The following is a 15,829-nucleotide window of genomic DNA, read 5'->3' as shown; positions in this document are numbered from 1 at the left end:
GAAGGTGACTTCGCCTTCAGGAGCCTTGTCGTTGGGAAGGCGCGCCGCCCGGGGCGCCTTTCCGCTTCTTGAATGGCGCCATGCCGGCGCGTGCCAGCGCGTCGGCGCGCTCGTTCTCCGGATGGCCGGCATGGCCGCGCACCCAGTGCCAGCGAACCTTGTGGCGGCGGCGTGCCTCGTCCAGCGCCTGCCATAGCTCGGCATTCTTGACCGGCTTCTTGTCGGCGGTCCGCCAGCCATTCCTCTTCCAGCCCTCGATCCAGCCGGAGATTCCGTCGCGCACATAGTTGCTGTCCGTGTGCAGGTCGACCTCGCACGGCTCCTTCAGCGTGTTCAGCGCCTCGATGGCGGCCATAAGCTCCATCCGGTTGTTGGTGGTGAGGGCCTCGCCGCCCGAAAGCTCCTTCTCCTTGCCGTTGAAGCGCAGCACGGCACCCCAGCCGCCGGGACCGGGATTGCCGGAACAGGCGCCGTCGGTGAAGATCTCAACCTGCTTCATGCCAGCGCGATCCCGTATTCGGTGGGCGCCATGACCTGCCGGTGGAAGCGCAGGCGGCGGACATATTCCATGGGGTCACGTTTCTTCACCAAAGCTCCATCCGGAATCGTGAGCCAGTCATGCAGGCGCGTCAGCATGAAGCGCAGGGCCGCGCCGCGCGCAAGCAGCGGCAGTGCGTCGATCTCCTCGCGCGTCAGCGGCCGCACGCTCTGATAGCCGGCGAGGAGGGCTGCACCCTTGGTGACGTTGAAGGAGATGTCCTTCTCGAAGCACCAGGCGTTCAGGCAGACGGCGATGTCATAGGCGAGCAGGTCGTTGCAGGCGAAGTAGAGGTCGATCAGGCCGGAAAGCTCGCCGCCGAGGAAGAAGACATTGTCCGGAAAGAGGTCGGCATGGATCACGCCGGCAGGCAGGTCTCTGGGCCAGCCGCGGTCGAGTTCGGCAAAATCCGCCTCCACCTCGCGCGCAAGACCCGGCTCCACCTCGTCGGCCCGCCCGCCGGTTACGTCCCACAGGCGGCGCCATCCCGCGGGGTTGAGGGCGTTGGCCCGCTGCAGCGGAAAGTCGGCGGCCGCCTGATGCAGGCTCGCGAGGGCCTTGCCGACCGCGCGGCAATGCTGCGCCGTCGGCCGGCGCATCCACATGCCCTCCAGGAAGGTGATGAGGGCGGCGGGCCGGCCCGCGAGTTCTCCAATGAGGCCGCGGTCGATCCGCTTCACCGGCAGCGGGCAGGAAACGCCCTTTTGCGCCAGATGCTCCATAAGCCCGAGGAAGAAGGGCAGGTCCGCCCTGTCCACGCGCCGCTCATAGAGCGTCAGGATGAAAGCGCCGCTCGATGTATGCAGGAGATAGTTCGAGTTTTCCGTGCCCTCGGCGATCCCCTTATAGGAGAAAAGCTCCCCCACCGCGTAGTGGCGCAGGAACGCTGCCACTTCCTCTTCGGAAATGTCGGTATAGACCGCCATTAGGGCCTATCCCGCCCCGTTGACGAAGGCCATGTCCGCCTTGGTCAGTTCCACGTCCCGCAGGGCGCGCATGACGGGGAAATTCTCCAGCTCTTCCGCCGTAACCGCCAGTTCCACCTCGACCTGGTAGCGCTCGGCGAAGGCGTCGATGATCTCGTCGACGATGATCTCGGGCGCCGAGGCCCCTGCCGAAAGCCCGAGCACCGAGAGGGGCCCGAGGTCCTCCCAAGGGATTTCGGAGGCGCGCTGCACAAGCAGGGCGCGCCTCGCCCCTGCCCTCTCGGCCACCTCGACGAGGCGGCGGGAGTTGGAGGAATTGGGCGCGCCGACGACAAGGAACAGGTCGGAGCCCGGGGCGGCGGCCTTCACCGCGTCCTGCCGGTTTGTCGTGGCGTAGCAGATAGATTCGGCGGCCGGCGCCTGGATGTCCGGAAAGCGGCTCTCCAGCGCCCGGATGATCTCGGCCGTGTCCTCCACCGAAAGGGTAGTCTGGCTGACATAGCCGAGCTCAGCGCCTGCCGGGGGATCGAAGCGCGCCGCATCCTCCACGGTCTCGACCAGGCTAACGGCACCGTCCGGCAGCTGCCCCATCGTGCCGATCACTTCGGGATGGCCCGCGTGGCCGATCAGGAGCACGTGGCGGCCCAACCGCTGATGACGCATCGCCTGCTTGTGCACCTTGGAGACAAGAGGGCAGGTCGCATCGAGATAGAAGAGATTGCGCGCCTGCGCGTCGGCGGGCACGGATTTCGGCACGCCGTGCGCCGAGAAGACCACCGGCCGCTCGCGATGGTCGTCGGGGATCTCGTCCAGCTCCTCAATGAAGACGGCCCCGCGCTCCTGCAGGCCTTCCACCACATAGCGGTTGTGCACGATCTCGTGGCGCACATAGACAGGCGCGCCGTATTTCTTCAAGGCGAGCACGACGATCTGGATCGCCCGGTCAACGCCGGCGCAAAAGCCGCGCGGGCCGCACAGCCGCACCGTCAGCTTCTGTCTCGTTGTCCGTTCCAGCATCGTGGTCGTGCTCCCGTCCATGCCGCCCGGTAAGTGGGTAAGATCAGCCGCCCCTGTCAAGTCTGGCTCCCTGGCCGCTTCTGGCGGAACCAGACGATCAGCACGCAAACCAGCGCGAAAGCCAAGCCGTACCATGTGACCGCATATTGCAGGTGATTGTTGGGCAGGTTTATGAGCGTGACCCCGCCGACCGGCAAGCCGCCCGGATTGGGGGCGTCATTGGCGTCCACATAAAATGGATAGATGGGGACGCTGCCGAGCCCGACCGAACTTGCCATGGCGCGAAGATCCTTCCAGTAGAAGATGTTCTTCGCAAGGTCGTTGTCCGGAACGAGGAAGGAGGGCTTTTCCTCCGGCGCCATGCGCGCGAGGCCGGTGATCTCGACCGGGCTGGAATTCTGCCCTTCCGGCCGCGTCGCCGGGTCCTTCCGGTCATAGGGCACGAACCCGCGATTGACGAAGATGATCTCGCCGTCGGCGAGCCTCAGCGGCGTGTGCACGAAGAAGCCGGACTGGCCTTGCCAGGTCGCAAGGTAGTGCCGCTCCCTGTCATGCTGGAAGGTTCCAGCAAGCGTGACGGGCCAATAATCGATATCCTCGCCTTCGCTGTAGCGGATGGCGATTTCCTCGAGCGGCTGCGGCTCGGAGGCGATGCGCTCGTCGATCCGTGCGAGCAGCGCTTCCTTCCATTTAAGGCGCTGCACCTGCCAGGTGCCAAGCGCCAGCAGCACGGCCAGCACCAGGATGCTGAGCGCAAGCAACACGAGGTTCCGCCCGCCGGCGGGTTCGTGCGGGGTGGTGGTCATCCGGCTCCGTCGAGGCCGCATTCGGCGGCGCGCATGCCCAGGCTCATAGATCACCTTCCTTCAAAAAAGCAGGGGCAGCCGCGCAGGGCCGCCCCTCGCCAAAAGCTTAGCCCTGCTCAGTGGGCGATCGTCGCGCCGGCCGAAGCCCACACATAGACGAAGGCGAACAGGAACAGCCACACCACGTCGACGAAGTGCCAGTACCAGACCGCCGCCTCGAAGCCGAAATGCTGCTGCGGCGTGAACTGGCCGGCAAGCGCCCTGAACAGGCAGACGGCGAGGAAGATCGTGCCGACGATCACGTGGAAACCGTGGAAGCCGGTCGCCATGAAGAAGGTCGCGCCATAAATCGAATCGCGGAATGCGAAGGGCGCATGCAGGTACTCATAGGCCTGCACGCAGCTGAAGAGCAGGCCGAGCGCAACCGTGAGCGCCAGCCCCGCAACGAGGCCCTTGCGGTCGTTCTCGAGCAGCGCGTGATGCGCCCAGGTGACCGTGGTGCCCGAAAGCAGCAGGATGATCGTATTATAGAGCGGCAGGTGGAAGGGATCGAGCACCTCCACGCCATGCGGCGGCCAGGTGCCGCCGGTGAATTCGGCACGGCTGACCTGCTGCGGGTCGGCAGGGAAAAGGCTGGCGTCGAAGAAGGCCCAGAACCACGCCACGAAGAACATCAGCTCCGAAGCGATGAACATGATCATGCCGTAGCGCAGATGCAGCGAGACCACGCGTGTGTGGTAGCCTTCCTGCGCTTCCTTGATCGTGTCGCTCCACCAGGAGAACATGGTGTAGAGCACGATCAGGAGGCCGACCAGGAAGAGCCAGAAATTGGCCGCCGCCAGATCGATGCCGAAGATCGGGAAGGAATTGCCTTGCGCCGCCTTCATCCAGGCAATGAGGCCGAAGGCCATCACGAGGGCGCCAACGGAGCCGATGAAGGGCCAGGGACTCGGATCGATGATGTGGTAGTCGTGCTTCTTCGCGTGGGCGTCTGCCATTTTATCCCCCGAGCTTCTGGGTCTCTGCCGCGTCCGGAGCCGGTGCCTGAACCTGCTCCTGACGCATCGGATAGAAGGTATAGGAAAGCGTGATCGTCTTGAGGTTCTTCAGTTCCGGCACGTTCACGATCTCCGGATCGACGAAGAACTGCACCGGCATCTCGTAGGATTGGCCCGGCTCCAGCTTCTGCTCGGTGAAACAGAAGCATTCCATCTTGTTGAAATAGGCCCCCGCGCGCGCCGGCGTCACATTGTAGGTCGCCGTCCCGCTCGTTGCCGCCCCCGCCAGATTGCGCGCCAGATAAGCGATCTCCGTGGTCTCGCCGATCTTGAGCGTGACCTGCCGCTGCTTCGGCTTGAATTCCCAGGGCAGGCCGTTTGTGTTGGCGTCGAACCGGACCGTGATCGTCCTGTCCAGGATCGTCTCGGAATATTGCTCGACCCGCTTGGTCGTGCCGCCATAGCCCGTGAAGTCACAGAACATCCGGTACAGCGGCACCGCGGCAAAGGACATTCCCACCATGCCCGCAAACACGCCGGCGCATGTCAGCGCCACGCCGAGATTGCGGCGGCCGCGGTTCTTTTCGGTCTGGGCAGGATTTGCCATGGCGCTCACATGGCCCGGTCGAAGACGGCCGGCCCGAGCTTTGTCAGCGTGCCGAGATAGACGAGGATAACGAAAACCGCCAGCGCCACTGCGATCGCAATTGATCGGCTGCGCCGCGCCTTCAGCTGTGCCTCAGTCGGTTTCACGCGATCTTCGGACATTTCAGCCTCCCAGCCGCGCAAGAAGCCCGTCGCACAGAAGCGCGGCGAAGATGGCGAAGAGATAGACCAGCGAATAGCCGAAAAGCGCCTTTTCGGCCCGCATCGCCGGATCCTCTCCGCGGGCGGCGAGCACGCGCCACGCATGGCAGGCGAAGGCGAGGCCGAGCACGGCGGCGGCCACCCCGTAGGCGAGGCTTGCGAAGCCGGCAAAGGTTGGCAGCACTCCGCTCACCGCCACAAGGATAGCATAAGCGAATATCTGCCGGCGCGTGGAGGCTGCCCCGGCCACGTTCGGCATCATGGGGATGCCGGCGCGCGCATAGTCGCCGCTCTTGAAAAGGGCGAGCGCCCAGAAATGCGGTGGCGTCCACAGGAAGATGATGAGGAAGAGCACGAGGCTCTCCATGCTCACCGTGCCGGTCAGCGCCGCCCAGCCGATGACGGGCGGCAGCGCGCCGGCCGCCCCGCCGATGACGATGTTCTGCGGCGTCGAACGCTTCAGCCACATCGTGTAGACGACCGCATAGAAGAAAATGGTGAAGGCAAGCAGGCTTGCCGCCAGCCAGTTGGCCATCAGCCCGAGCGTCATCACGGAAAGCGCAGAAAGAACCAGACCGAAGCCGAGCGCCTCGCCCGGCGCCACGCGGCCGGAAGGCACGGGGCGCCCCGCCGTGCGCGCCATCACCGCATCGATGTCGGCGTCGTACCACATATTGAGGGCGCCGGAAGCGCCCGCACCTACGGCGATCGCCAGGATCGAGATGAGCGCCAGCACCGGATTGGGACCGGCAGGCGCCAGCACCATGCCGACAAAGGCCGTGAAGACGACCAGCGACATGACCCGGGGCTTCAGGAGCGCGACGAAATCGCCGGCCGTCGCCTCGGAAAGGCGGCCCGCGTCATCGTGCAAATGCTCGCGCTCGACCAGTGCCATGTCTTCTCGTCTTGCCTATAGCTGACGCGGCCGGGACTTGCTCCGGGCCGCGCCGTCGTTTCGCCCTAGCGGATCCGCGGCAGCTCTTCCCACTGGTGGAAGGGCGGCGGCGAAGACAGCTGCCACTCCAGCGTCGTTGCGCCCTCGCCCCAGGGATTGGCGCCGGCCACCCGCTTCTTCGCAAAGCCCTCGAACACCCCGTAGAGGAAGACCAGCACGCCGACGGCGGTCAGGTAGGAGCCGTAGGAGGACACCATATTCCAGCCGGCGAACGCGTCCGGATAGTCGATATAGCGCCGCGGCATGCCGGAAAGCCCCAGAAAATGCTGCGGGAAGAAGATCAGGTTCACGCCGATGAAGGTGATCCAGAAGTGCAGCCGGGCCACAAAGGAATTGTACATATAGCCGGTCATCTTCGGGAACCAGTAGTACCAGGCCGCGAAGATGGCGAAGACGGCGCCCATGGACAGCACATAGTGGAAGTGCGCCACCACATAGTAGGTGTCGTGCATCGCCCGGTCCAGGCCGGCATTGGCGAGCTGCACGCCCGTCACGCCGCCGACCGTGAACAGGAAGATGAAGGCGATCGCCCACAGCATCGGCACGCGGAAGGAGATGGAGCCGCCCCACATGGTGGCAATCCACGAGAAGACCTTCACGCCGGTCGGAACCGCGATCACCATGGTGGCGAAGACGAAGTAGCGCTGCGTGTCGAGCGACAGGCCCGTCGTGTACATATGGTGCGCCCAGACGACGAAGCCGATCACGCCGATCGCCACCATCGCATAGGCCATGCCGAGATAGCCGAAGACGGGCTTGCGCGAGAAGGTCGCGACGATGTGGCTGACGATGCCGAAGCCGGGCAGAATGAGGATGTACACCTCGGGATGCCCGAAGAACCAGAACAGGTGCTGGAACAGGATCGGGTCGCCGCCGCCCGCCGGGGCGAAGAAGGCGGTGCCGAAATTGCGGTCCGTAAGCAGCATGGTGATGGCGCCCGCAAGCACCGGCAGCGAGAGGAGCAGCAGAAAGGCCGTGATCAGCACCGACCAGGCGAAGAGCGGCATCTTGTGCATCGTCATGCCGGGCGCGCGCATGTTGAAAATGGTGGTGATGAAGTTGATCGCGCCGAGGATCGACGAGGCGCCGGCGATATGCAGCGAGAGGATCGCCATGTCCACCGCAGGGCCGGGCTGGCCGACGGTCGACAGGGGCGGATAGATGGTCCAGCCGGTGCCTGCGCCGTAGCCGCCGGCCGCGCCCGGCACGAACATGGTGAGCAGCATCAGGATGAAGGCCGGCGGCAGCAGCCAGAAGGAGATGTTGTTCATGCGCGGAAAGGCCATGTCCGGCGCGCCGATCATGATCGGCACCATCCAGTTGGCGAAGCCGCCGATCAGCGCAGGCATGACCATGAAGAAGATCATGATGAGGCCATGCGCCGTCGTGAAGACGTTGTACATCTCCTTGCCGGCGTCGACCGCCGCGGCGCCCTCATAGCCGTAGACGAGGGATGCGAGGCCGTGGAAGACCTGGATGCCGGGCTCGGAAAGCTCCCAGCGCATCATCACCGAAAGAACGAAGCCGATCACGCCGGCGATGATCGCGAAGATCAGGTAGAGCGTGCCGATGTCCTTGTGGTTGGTGGAATAGACCCAGCGGACCCAGCCCCTCGGCCTGTGGTCGTCATGGTCGCCATAAGCTGCAACGCCTGCCATATCCTACCGCTCCATTCCTCTAAGTCGCCCGGCGTCAATCGGCCGCGGACGCGACCTCGCTCTTGTTCTCGTCGTTCTCGATCGCCGCCATCAGGGCGCGGTTGGCGCCGGCGAGATCCTGGCGCGCGGCCGCATACCAGGTCTGGAACTGCTCGGGCGACACGACGCGGATGGCGATCGGCATGAAGGCGTGGTCCTTGCCGCACAGCTCCGAGCACTGGCCGTAATAGATGCCTTCGCGCTCCGCCTTGAACCAGGTCTCGTTGATGCGGCCGGGAACGGCGTCGACCTTGATGCCGTAGGACGGCATTGCGAAGGCGTGGATCACGTCGCTCGCCGTCACCAGCAGGCGAACGGTCGTGTTCACCGGCACGACGACCTCGTTGTCCACCGCCAGAAGGCGCGGATACGTCGCCAGATCTTCCTTGCCGGCCCCCGCACGATCGCCCTCCTGCAGAAGCAGCGAGGTGAAGGTCAGCGGGCTCTCGGCATCCTGGTACTCGTAGTCCCAGTACCACTGAACGCCGGTCGCCTTGATGGTCAGCGCCGGCTCCTCGTCGGGCGTGTACTGCCGCGTCAGAAGCTGGAAGGACGGAATGGCGAGGAAGAGGAGCACCAGGACGGGGCCGACGGTCCACAGAACCTCGATAACCGTATTGTGACTGGTGCGCGAGGGCACCGGATTGGCGCTGGCGCGATAGCGAAAGATGCACCAGCCGATCAATACCATCACGAGAAGCGTGATCGGCCCGACGAACCACAGGGTGTATTTTTCGAACCAGGCGATCTCTTCCATGAGCGCCGTTCCGGCCGGCTGGAAACGCACCTGCCAGGGCTCCGGCTGTGCGGCGAAAGCGCCGGTGGCGGAAAGCGACAGCGCCGCGAGGCTTGCTGCGAGTTTCTTCATCACCCTCGTCATCTCCCGATCAACGCGCCTTCCGCGCTGCTCGCCCGTGCCCTATGGCAAAACGCGGCGCGGCGGGAAAGCCCTGTTGAGATTCCTGGCTCATACCGGCGCGTTCAAATCATACTCTCATGCGAACCGCAAGAAAGGCATATCGGGCCGGATGCGGCATTTTTGCGCTGGCGGCGCGGGCACCGGCGCAAAGGACCCGAGGGCAGCCCTCGGCGCCGCAGTTCCGTCCGATTCCTGGGGAAATGTCCCGGGCGCCGCGCCGGGCAAGCCGTTGCGGCGTCTTTTTCTTTGGGAGCAGGCGCGCGCCGCGATAGATTGCCCCGATTCGTCAGAAAGCGAGGTCCTCAAATGCCGCTGTTCGCACGCGTGGCGACATTCGCCCTCTTCCTGGCCGTGGCCGCGCCCGCGGTCGCGCAGCAGCAACAGCCGCAGCAGAACGGCAATGTGCGTGCCACCCATGGCGCCTGGTCGATTGTCTGCGACACGCCGGCGGGCGCTTCCAGCGAGCAATGCGCGATGATGCAGAATGTTGTTGCCGAGGACCGGCCGGAGGTCGGCCTTTCGGTGGTCATCCTGCGCACCGCGGATGACAAGGCGGAGATCTTGCGCGTGCTCGCCCCGCTCGGCGTGCTGCTCCCCAACGGCCTTGGCCTCAATGTCGACGGCAAGGATATCGGCCGGGCCTATTTCGTCCGCTGCTTCCAGGACGGCTGCTATGCCGAGGTGATCCTCGAAGGAGAGCTCCTGCAAACCTTGCGCGGCGGGCAGTCGGCCACCTTCATCGTGTTCCAGACCCCCGAGGAGGGAATCGGCATTCCCGTCGATCTTGACGGGTTCGACGAAGCCTTCGCCGCGCTGCCGCGCTGAGGGCCGCGCGCCGGGGCACCGAAGAGCCGCACGCCCACCACTGGATCGCGGCGCGCATCCTCTCTACATGGGGAGAACGAAAAGAGGATACCGCCCATGCCCCGCTCCCTCATCGACGCCTTCGACTGCTCGCCGGAAAAACTGAAGACCCTCGTCAACGAGACCGTCTCCGGCGCCGATGACGGCGAGCTCTTCCTCGAATACCGCGAGGGCGAGGCGCTGGTCTTCGACAATGGCCGGCTGAAGACGGCAAGCTTCAACACCGACCAGGGCTTCGGGCTGCGCGCGGTGGCCGGCGAAGCCACGGGCTATGCCCATTCGAGCGAACTTTCCGAAGCGGCGCTGAAGCGCGCGGCCGAGGCCGTGTCGACCGTGAAGGACGGTTATTCGGGCACGCTCGCGGCGGCGCCCTCCGGCACCAACCAGCGGCTCTATGGGGAGGACAATCCGATCGCCGCGCCGGGCTTTGAGGAGAAGGCAAAGCTCCTTCAGGAGATCGACGGCTGGCTGCGCGCCAGGGACCCGCGCGTGCGCCAGGTGACCGCCTCGCTTGCCGCGTCCTGGCAGCATGTGGAGATCCTGCGCGCCGACGGCCATCTTGCGCGCGACATCCGTCCGCTGGTGCGCATGAACATCTCCGTCGTCGTGGGCGACGGCGACCGGCAGGAGACCGGCAGTTACGGCATGGGCGGGCGCAAGAGCTTCAGCGAGTTCGTGGCCGAGGACTCGTGGCGCTTCGCGGCGGGCGAGGCCCTGCGCCAGGCGCTGGTCAATCTGGAGGCCGCGCCCGCCCCGGCCGGCACCTTCGACATCGTGCTTGCCAGCGGCTGGCCGGGCGTGATGCTGCACGAGGCCGTCGGCCACGGGCTTGAAGGCGACTTCAACCGCAAGAAGACGTCGGCCTTCGCCGGTCTCCTTGGCGAAATGGTCGCCGCCAGGGGCGTGACCGTGGTAGACGACGGCACGATGGCCGAGCGGCGCGGATCGCTGACCTTCGATGACGAGGGTACCCCAACCGACCGCACCGTCCTCATCGAGGACGGCAAGCTCGTCGGCTACATGCAGGACCGGCTCAATGCCCGGCTCATGGGCATGAATCCGACGGGCAACGGGCGGCGCGAATCCTACGCGCATGCACCGATGCCGCGCATGACGAACACCTATATGCTCGGCGGCGACAAGACGCCCGAAGAGATCATCGCCTCGGTCAAGAAGGGCATCTACGCCGTTTCCTTCGGCGGCGGCCAGGTGGACATCACCTCAGGGAAATTCGTGTTCGACTGCACGGAAGCCTATATGATCGAGGACGGCAAAGTGACGCGGCCGATCCGCGGGGCCACCTTGATCGGCAACGGGCCGGACGCCATGAAGCGCGTCTCGATGCTCGGCAACGACATGAAGCTCGACACGGGAATCGGCATGTGCGGCAAGAACGGCCAGGGCGTGCCCGTTGGCGTCGGGCAGCCGCATCTGCGCATGGACCAGATGACGGTCGGCGGCACCCAGGCGTGATACCGCCGACGCGGGCCGCTCATGGGTGACCGCATGAGACGCGGTAGAACAGAGGTCTAGACAACTAGACCAATTTCAGTCCCGCTTCCTCCCGCGCTCCAGCAGCGCCACCACCTCAACGTGCGGAGACCAGAGGAACTGGTCGACCGGCGTGACGCTCACGATGCCGTAGCCGCCCTCCACGAGCACGGCCAGGTTGTGACCCGTCAGTGTCGGCCAGCCGCATCTGCGCACGGCCCAAATGACGGTCGGCGGCAGGGAGGTTTGACGCGCGTGAAGTCCGCTTGAAACCCAACAGCCCGATCGCGACGACATGGGGTCGAATCGACCTGCGAAAATTCCGCAGTCGGATTCAATTAGTCGGAGCGGAATCCGGGGGGAAATCCGCTTCATGCTTTTCCTCATCCCGTTCTGGGCTTCAATTGGGGCGGGGGCGTCGCGGTGCGCGCAACAAATCTCCACCCATTGTCGGATCGGGCCGCTCTTCACCGTCCTAGGCAGGAAGCCTGCGGGAACCGCCGCACGGCCCATCCAGGATGGAGAATTCGCTATGCTGATTGTTGCAGGACATCTCAAGATGGCACCCGACCTACGCAAAGCCTTCGTCGAGGCTCATGCAGACCTCATCCGGCGAGCCCGCGCCTATCCCGGCTGCCTTGACCTCTCGATCAGCGAGGACCCCGTCGACCCCTCACGCATCAACATGTTCGAGCTGTGGGAGTCGGAAGCCGTGCTTGACGCCTGGCGGAAAATCTCCAACCCACCCAAGACCGGCGTCCAGTCGACGATGGAGCCGTCCAGAAACACCATATCAGCCGCTCCGGCCTGCCATTCTGAAAGGCCGGCGCCGAACGCCCGTCAGGGGCGGCCGCTCTTGACGCGCTCCAGCAGCGCCACCACCTCAACGTGCGGAGACCAGAGGAACTGGTCGACCGGCGTGACGCTCACGATGCCGTAGCCGCCCTCCACGAGGACGGCCAGGTCGCGCGCGAGCGTGCCGGGATTGCAGGAGACCGCCGCCACCCGCCGCACCGTGGAGCGGGCGATCTGGCGGCACTGCGCCTCGGCGCCCGCGCGCGGCGGGTCGAAGACCAGGCCGTCGAACCGGCCAAGCTCCTTGGCAGTCAGCGGGCGGTTGAATAGGTCGCGCTTTTCCACGCTGATCGGCTTGAGGCCCCCCGCTCTTTTCGCCGCCTCGTCCAGCGCCTTCAGGGCAGCCGCATCCCCCTCTACCGCGTGAACGCGCGATGCGCGCGCAAGGTGCAGGGCGAACGTGCCGCTGCCGGCGAAGAGATCGGCCGCATGCTTGGCGCCCGCAAGATGCCTGCAGACCAGCCCGGCCATCGCCTCTTCCGCCTGCTCCGTCGCCTGCAGGAAACTGCCGGGTGGCAGCGAGACAGGCGTGCTGCCGAACAGCACCACCGGCTTCTCCCGTTCGACCAGCACCTCGCCGCCGATGGAAAGCCGCGCAAAGCCCTTGGCGAGCACGAAGTCGATGGCCTGCCGCCGTCTCCCCTCGTCCAGTCTGCCCAGGTCCTCCGCGGCGATGTCGAGGCCCGTGCGCGTCGCGGTAACGGTCATCCGGAAGGTTTTCGGGCCGGTCGCGATGAGACCCGCCAGCTGCCGCAGATCGGAAAGTGCGGCGGTGATCTGCGGCACCGCCACCGGGCACTCCTCGATGTTGATGATCCGGTGCGACTGCGCCGCGTGGAAGCCGAGCAGCGTGCGCCCGTCCGCCGCCCGCGCCGAGAGCGTGACGCGCCGGCGCGATCCGGGAGGGCAGCGTATCAGCGGCTCGACCGCCGCATCGAGGCCGCGGCTGCCCAATGCGCGCACCACCTTCTCCCGCTTCCACTCGGCATAGGGATCGGGCGCAAGATGCTGGACCGCGCAGCCGCCGCATATGCCGAAATGGCGGCTTGCCGGCTCCACCCGCAGGCTCGAGGGCTTTTCGACTGCCAGGAGCCGGCCGCGCCCCTTTTCCACCTGCGCCAAAACCACCTCGCCCGGCAGTGCAAAGGGCACATAGACGGGACCGGCCGGCGTGTGCGCGATGCCGTCGCCCTGCGCGCCCAGTTCATCGATGGCGAGGCGGGTGCTCATTCCTTCCGCCCCGCCAGCAGGAACTCGCGGTTGCCGTCACCGCCCTCGATCGGAGAAGGAACGAGGCCGATGGCGCGCCAACCCTTGCTGGTCTCCAGCCATCCGGCAATTTCGCGGGCGATCTCCTCGCCCCTCTCCGGCTCGCGCAGAAGCCCGCCCTTGCCGATCGCCTCGCGTCCCGCCTCGAATTGCGGTTTGACGAGAAACAGCCCGCTGGCGCCCGGCTGCGCCATTTCGAGCGCCGGCGGCAATGCGAGTTTCAGCGAGATGAAGCTCACATCGCAGACGACGAAATCCGGCCGGCGGCCACCAGTCGTGTCGACGGTAAGGTGCCGCGCGTTGATGCCCTCGAGGCATGTGACGCGAGGGTCGTCGCGCAGGCGGGCATCCATCTGGCCGGTTCCGACATCGACGGCGGTCACGTGAGCAGCCCCGCGCTCCAAAAGTACCTGCGTGAAGCCGCCGGTGGACGCGCCGATATCGAGCGCCTCGGCCCCGCTAGGGTCGAGGCCGAACGCCTCCAGCCCGTGGACGAGCTTCAGCGCCGCGCGCGAAACGTAGCGGCGGGCCGGGTCCTCCACGGAGAGAACGGCGTCGGCATCCACGACCTGGCCCGGCTTTTCCGCCGCTTCCCCCGCCACGCGAACCGTACCACGCAGTACGGCATCGCGGGCGCGTGCACGGCTCTCAAAAAAGCCGCGCACCACCAGAAGCTGGTCGAGGCGAAGACGGGAAGAGGCCGGCCTAGTCATGACTGCTTAGTGGAGGATGCGGGACCGCCTGGCAAGGTAAGGGCGCAGATAGACTACGCCCTCGCTGCCTGCTCCTCCTGCCCCAGTGCAGCAAAGACGGTGCGGACGATGCCGGCGGCATCCAGCCCCGCATAGGCATACATCTTTTCCGGCTTGGCCTGGTCCATGAAGATGTCCGGCATCACCAGCGGACGCACCTTGAAGCTGCTTTCAAGCAGGCCGTCATGGGCAAGGAGATGCAGGACATGGGCACCAAAGCCACCGATCGCCCCCTCCTCCACGGTGACCAGCACCTCGTGCTCCCGCGCAAGCCGGCCGATGAGTTCGCCATCCAGCGGCTTGGCGAAGCGTGCATCGGCCACCGTGGTCGAGAGGCCGGCGGCTTCCAGCTCGTCGGCGGCTTTGAGGCAATCGGCGAGGCGGGTGCCGAGCGACAGAAGCGCCACCTTCGTGCCCTCCCGGACAATGCGGCCCCTGCCGATCGCAAGCGGCCCCCCACGTACGGGCATTTCGACGCCGATGCCGTCGCCGCGCGGATATCGGAAAGCGATGGGGCCTTCGTCATAGTACGCGGCGGTACGCACCATATGCTTCAGTTCCGCCTCGTCGGCGGGCGCCATCACCACCATGTTGGGCAGCGCGGCCATATAGGTGACATCGAAGGCGCCGCAATGGGTGGCGCCGTCGGCGCCGACGAAGCCGGCGCGGTCGATGGCGAAGCGCACGGGCAGATTCTGGATCGCCACATCGTGCACCACCTGGTCATAGGCGCGCTGCAGGAAGGTGGAGTAGATCGCGGCGAATGGCTTCATCCCCTCCGTTGCAAGCCCGGCGGCGAAGGTCACCGCGTGCTGCTCGGCGATGCCGACATCGAAGCTGCGGCCGGGAAACTCCTTTGCAAAAAGATCGAGCCCGGTGCCGGATGGCATAGCAGCCGTGACCGCCACGATGCGCGGGTCCTGACGCGCCTCCTCGATCAGCGCCTGGGCGAAGACCTTGGTGTAGCTCGGCGGGCCAGCCGGCGCCTTGGCCTGAGCGCCGGTGATCACATCGAACTTGGCGACGCCGTGATACTTATCCGCCGCCGCTTCCGCAGGGGCATAGCCCTTGCCCTTCTGGGTGACCACGTGGATCAGAACCGGCCCGTCGCCATGGTCGCGCACATTGCGCAGGACGGGCACGAGGTGCTCCAGATTGTGCCCGTCGATCGGACCGATATGGAAAAAGCCCAGTTCCTCGAACAGCGTGCCGCCGGTGACATAGCCGCGCGCATGCCCGACGGCGCGGGTGATCGCCCGGTCGACCTTCTTGCCCAGGTAGGAGGTGAGCTTTTTGCCGAAGCCGCGGAAACCCTGATAGGTGCGTCCGGAGGCAAGCCGCGCCAGATAGGCGCTCATCGCGCCGGTGGGCGGGGCGATCGACATGTCGTTGTCGTTGAGGATGACGATCAGCCGGGCGTCGAGCGCGCCGGCGTTGTTCATCGCCTCATAGGCCATGCCCGCCGACATCGCGCCATCTCCGATCACAGCGATCACGTTGCGCCGCCCGCCCTGAAGGTCCCGGGCGACGGCCATGCCGAGGCCGGCGGAAATCGATGTGGAGGAATGGGCGGCGCCGAACGGGTCGTATTCGCTCTCGGCGCGCTTGGTGAAGCCGGAGAGTCCGCCCTCCTGGCGCAGCGTGCGGATGCGGTCGCGCCGGCCGGTCAGGATTTTGTGCGGATAGGCCTGGTGGCCTACGTCCCAGATCAGCCGGTCGTGTGGCGTGTCGAAGACGTAGTGCAGCGCCACGGTAAGCTCGACGACACCAAGCCCGGCGCCGAGGTGCCCGCCAGTCTGGGACACGGCATGGATCATCTCCGTGCGCAGCTCGTCCGCAAGCTGCGGCAGATCCTCTTCCGGAAGCTGCTTGAGGTCGGCCGGAAAGCGGATCCGGTCGAGGAGAGGCGTTTGAGGCGCGGATCTCACCGGTGCC

Annotated in this window: 17 protein-coding genes; 3 read left to right on the top strand and 14 right to left on the bottom strand. The window is 65.8% G+C overall.

Annotation, left to right across the window (positions count from 1 at the left end):
- Positions 1 to 16: 16 nt before the first annotated feature.
- From rnhA to coxB, 10 genes are all read right to left on the bottom strand, one after another.
- Positions 17 to 499, bottom strand: a complete 483-nt coding sequence (gene rnhA, locus RIN79_RS05675) for a ribonuclease HI (protein WP_309083658.1) — start codon at positions 497 to 499, stop codon at positions 17 to 19.
- Complete coding sequence (locus RIN79_RS05670; RefSeq protein ID WP_309083657.1) at positions 496 to 1,464, bottom strand: homoserine kinase; 969 nt, start codon at positions 1,462 to 1,464, stop codon at positions 496 to 498. Before RIN79_RS05670 ends, rnhA begins: the two co-directional genes overlap by 4 nt.
- Before the next feature lie 6 nt (positions 1,465 to 1,470).
- Positions 1,471 to 2,481: a 4-hydroxy-3-methylbut-2-enyl diphosphate reductase gene (gene ispH, locus RIN79_RS05665; protein WP_309083763.1), complete on the bottom strand. Its 1,011-nt coding sequence runs from the start codon at positions 2,479 to 2,481 to the stop codon at positions 1,471 to 1,473.
- Positions 2,482 to 2,537: 56 nt separating this feature from the next.
- Positions 2,538 to 3,287, bottom strand: coding sequence for an SURF1 family protein (locus RIN79_RS05660; protein WP_309083656.1), 750 nt, complete (start codon positions 3,285 to 3,287; stop codon positions 2,538 to 2,540).
- Between the two features lie 116 nt (positions 3,288 to 3,403).
- Positions 3,404 to 4,285, bottom strand: coding sequence for a cytochrome c oxidase subunit 3 (locus RIN79_RS05655; RefSeq protein WP_309083655.1), 882 nt, complete (start codon positions 4,283 to 4,285; stop codon positions 3,404 to 3,406).
- Between the two features lies 1 nt (position 4,286).
- Positions 4,287 to 4,892, bottom strand: a complete 606-nt coding sequence (locus RIN79_RS05650; protein WP_309083654.1) for a cytochrome c oxidase assembly protein — start codon at positions 4,890 to 4,892, stop codon at positions 4,287 to 4,289.
- 5 nt (positions 4,893 to 4,897) lie between these two features.
- Positions 4,898 to 5,053: a hypothetical protein gene (locus RIN79_RS05645; protein WP_309083653.1), complete on the bottom strand. Its 156-nt coding sequence runs from the start codon at positions 5,051 to 5,053 to the stop codon at positions 4,898 to 4,900.
- A gap of 1 nt (position 5,054) precedes the next feature.
- Positions 5,055 to 5,987: a heme o synthase gene (locus RIN79_RS05640; RefSeq protein WP_309083652.1), complete on the bottom strand. Its 933-nt coding sequence runs from the start codon at positions 5,985 to 5,987 to the stop codon at positions 5,055 to 5,057.
- Positions 5,988 to 6,052: 65 nt separating this feature from the next.
- The gene (ctaD, locus tag RIN79_RS05635; RefSeq protein ID WP_309083651.1) at positions 6,053 to 7,705 is read right to left on the bottom strand and encodes a cytochrome c oxidase subunit I; all 1,653 of its coding nucleotides are present in this window, start codon (positions 7,703 to 7,705) and stop codon (positions 6,053 to 6,055) included.
- A gap of 34 nt (positions 7,706 to 7,739) precedes the next feature.
- Entirely contained in the window at positions 7,740 to 8,612 is an 873-nt protein-coding gene (gene coxB / locus RIN79_RS05630; RefSeq protein ID WP_309083650.1) for a cytochrome c oxidase subunit II, read from the bottom strand.
- A 357-nt stretch (positions 8,613 to 8,969) separates the two neighbouring features.
- Between coxB and RIN79_RS05625 the strand changes: the two genes are divergently transcribed.
- Together RIN79_RS05625 and tldD are read left to right on the top strand one after the other, a co-directional pair.
- Positions 8,970 to 9,488: an invasion associated locus B family protein gene (locus RIN79_RS05625; protein ID WP_309083649.1), complete on the top strand. Its 519-nt coding sequence runs from the start codon at positions 8,970 to 8,972 to the stop codon at positions 9,486 to 9,488.
- 96 nt (positions 9,489 to 9,584) lie between these two features.
- Complete coding sequence (gene tldD, locus RIN79_RS05620) at positions 9,585 to 11,000, top strand: metalloprotease TldD (RefSeq protein WP_309083648.1); 1,416 nt, start codon at positions 9,585 to 9,587, stop codon at positions 10,998 to 11,000.
- 75 nt (positions 11,001 to 11,075) lie between these two features.
- On the opposite strand, the gene RIN79_RS05615 is transcribed toward tldD, so the two are convergent.
- The gene (locus RIN79_RS05615) at positions 11,076 to 11,234 is read right to left on the bottom strand and encodes a hypothetical protein (protein WP_309083769.1); all 159 of its coding nucleotides are present in this window, start codon (positions 11,232 to 11,234) and stop codon (positions 11,076 to 11,078) included.
- Positions 11,235 to 11,313: 79 nt separating this feature from the next.
- Here RIN79_RS05615 and RIN79_RS21540 point away from each other — a divergent pair, with 79 nt between their 5' ends.
- Positions 11,314 to 11,958: a putative quinol monooxygenase gene (locus RIN79_RS21540; RefSeq protein WP_375165879.1), complete on the top strand. Its 645-nt coding sequence runs from the start codon at positions 11,314 to 11,316 to the stop codon at positions 11,956 to 11,958.
- Here RIN79_RS21540 and RIN79_RS05610 read toward each other — a convergent pair.
- From RIN79_RS05610 to dxs, 3 genes are read right to left on the bottom strand one after another with little or no spacing between them, the layout of a single operon-like run.
- The gene (locus RIN79_RS05610) at positions 11,859 to 13,103 is read right to left on the bottom strand and encodes a class I SAM-dependent RNA methyltransferase (RefSeq protein WP_309083647.1); all 1,245 of its coding nucleotides are present in this window, start codon (positions 13,101 to 13,103) and stop codon (positions 11,859 to 11,861) included. The two genes, RIN79_RS21540 and RIN79_RS05610, sit on opposite strands and share 100 nt — an antisense overlap.
- Positions 13,100 to 13,855, bottom strand: coding sequence for a TlyA family RNA methyltransferase (locus tag RIN79_RS05605; protein WP_309083646.1), 756 nt, complete (start codon positions 13,853 to 13,855; stop codon positions 13,100 to 13,102). Before RIN79_RS05605 ends, RIN79_RS05610 begins: the two co-directional genes overlap by 4 nt.
- Before the next feature lie 53 nt (positions 13,856 to 13,908).
- On the bottom strand, positions 13,909 to 15,822 hold the full coding sequence (dxs, locus tag RIN79_RS05600; protein WP_309083645.1) for a 1-deoxy-D-xylulose-5-phosphate synthase: 1,914 nt from the start codon (positions 15,820 to 15,822) through the stop codon (positions 13,909 to 13,911).
- Between the last annotated feature and the right edge of the window lie 7 nt (positions 15,823 to 15,829).

Origin of the sequence: Chelativorans sp. (genome assembly GCF_031180965.1) — a bacterium.
Classification (GTDB): Bacteria; Pseudomonadota; Alphaproteobacteria; order Rhizobiales; family Rhizobiaceae; genus Chelativorans.
The sequence above is the reverse complement of the archived record's forward strand: the minus strand, read 5'-3'. Positions and strand labels throughout refer to the sequence as shown.

Excerpts from the sequence above, each read along its gene's own strand:
- rnhA (WP_309083658.1), bottom strand. The coding sequence starts at position 499 with ATGAAGCAGGTTGAGATCTTCACCGACGGCGCCTGTTCCGGCAATCCC.
- RIN79_RS05670 (WP_309083657.1), bottom strand. The coding sequence starts at position 1,464 with ATGGCGGTCTATACCGACATTTCCGAAGAGGAAGTGGCAGCGTTCCTG.
- ispH (WP_309083763.1), bottom strand. The coding sequence starts at position 2,481 with ATGCTGGAACGGACAACGAGACAGAAGCTGACGGTGCGGCTGTGCGGC.
- RIN79_RS05660 (WP_309083656.1), bottom strand. The coding sequence starts at position 3,287 with ATGACCACCACCCCGCACGAACCCGCCGGCGGGCGGAACCTCGTGTTG.
- RIN79_RS05655 (WP_309083655.1), bottom strand. The coding sequence starts at position 4,285 with ATGGCAGACGCCCACGCGAAGAAGCACGACTACCACATCATCGATCCG.
- RIN79_RS05650 (WP_309083654.1), bottom strand. The coding sequence starts at position 4,892 with ATGGCAAATCCTGCCCAGACCGAAAAGAACCGCGGCCGCCGCAATCTC.
- RIN79_RS05645 (WP_309083653.1), bottom strand. The coding sequence starts at position 5,053 with ATGTCCGAAGATCGCGTGAAACCGACTGAGGCACAGCTGAAGGCGCGG.
- RIN79_RS05640 (WP_309083652.1), bottom strand. The coding sequence starts at position 5,987 with ATGGCACTGGTCGAGCGCGAGCATTTGCACGATGACGCGGGCCGCCTT.
- ctaD (WP_309083651.1), bottom strand. The coding sequence starts at position 7,705 with ATGGCAGGCGTTGCAGCTTATGGCGACCATGACGACCACAGGCCGAGG.
- coxB (WP_309083650.1), bottom strand. The coding sequence starts at position 8,612 with ATGAAGAAACTCGCAGCAAGCCTCGCGGCGCTGTCGCTTTCCGCCACC.
- RIN79_RS05625 (WP_309083649.1), top strand. The coding sequence starts at position 8,970 with ATGCCGCTGTTCGCACGCGTGGCGACATTCGCCCTCTTCCTGGCCGTG.
- tldD (WP_309083648.1), top strand. The coding sequence starts at position 9,585 with ATGCCCCGCTCCCTCATCGACGCCTTCGACTGCTCGCCGGAAAAACTG.
- RIN79_RS21540 (WP_375165879.1), top strand. The coding sequence starts at position 11,314 with ATGGGGTCGAATCGACCTGCGAAAATTCCGCAGTCGGATTCAATTAGT.
- RIN79_RS05610 (WP_309083647.1), bottom strand. The coding sequence starts at position 13,103 with ATGAGCACCCGCCTCGCCATCGATGAACTGGGCGCGCAGGGCGACGGC.
- RIN79_RS05605 (WP_309083646.1), bottom strand. The coding sequence starts at position 13,855 with ATGACTAGGCCGGCCTCTTCCCGTCTTCGCCTCGACCAGCTTCTGGTG.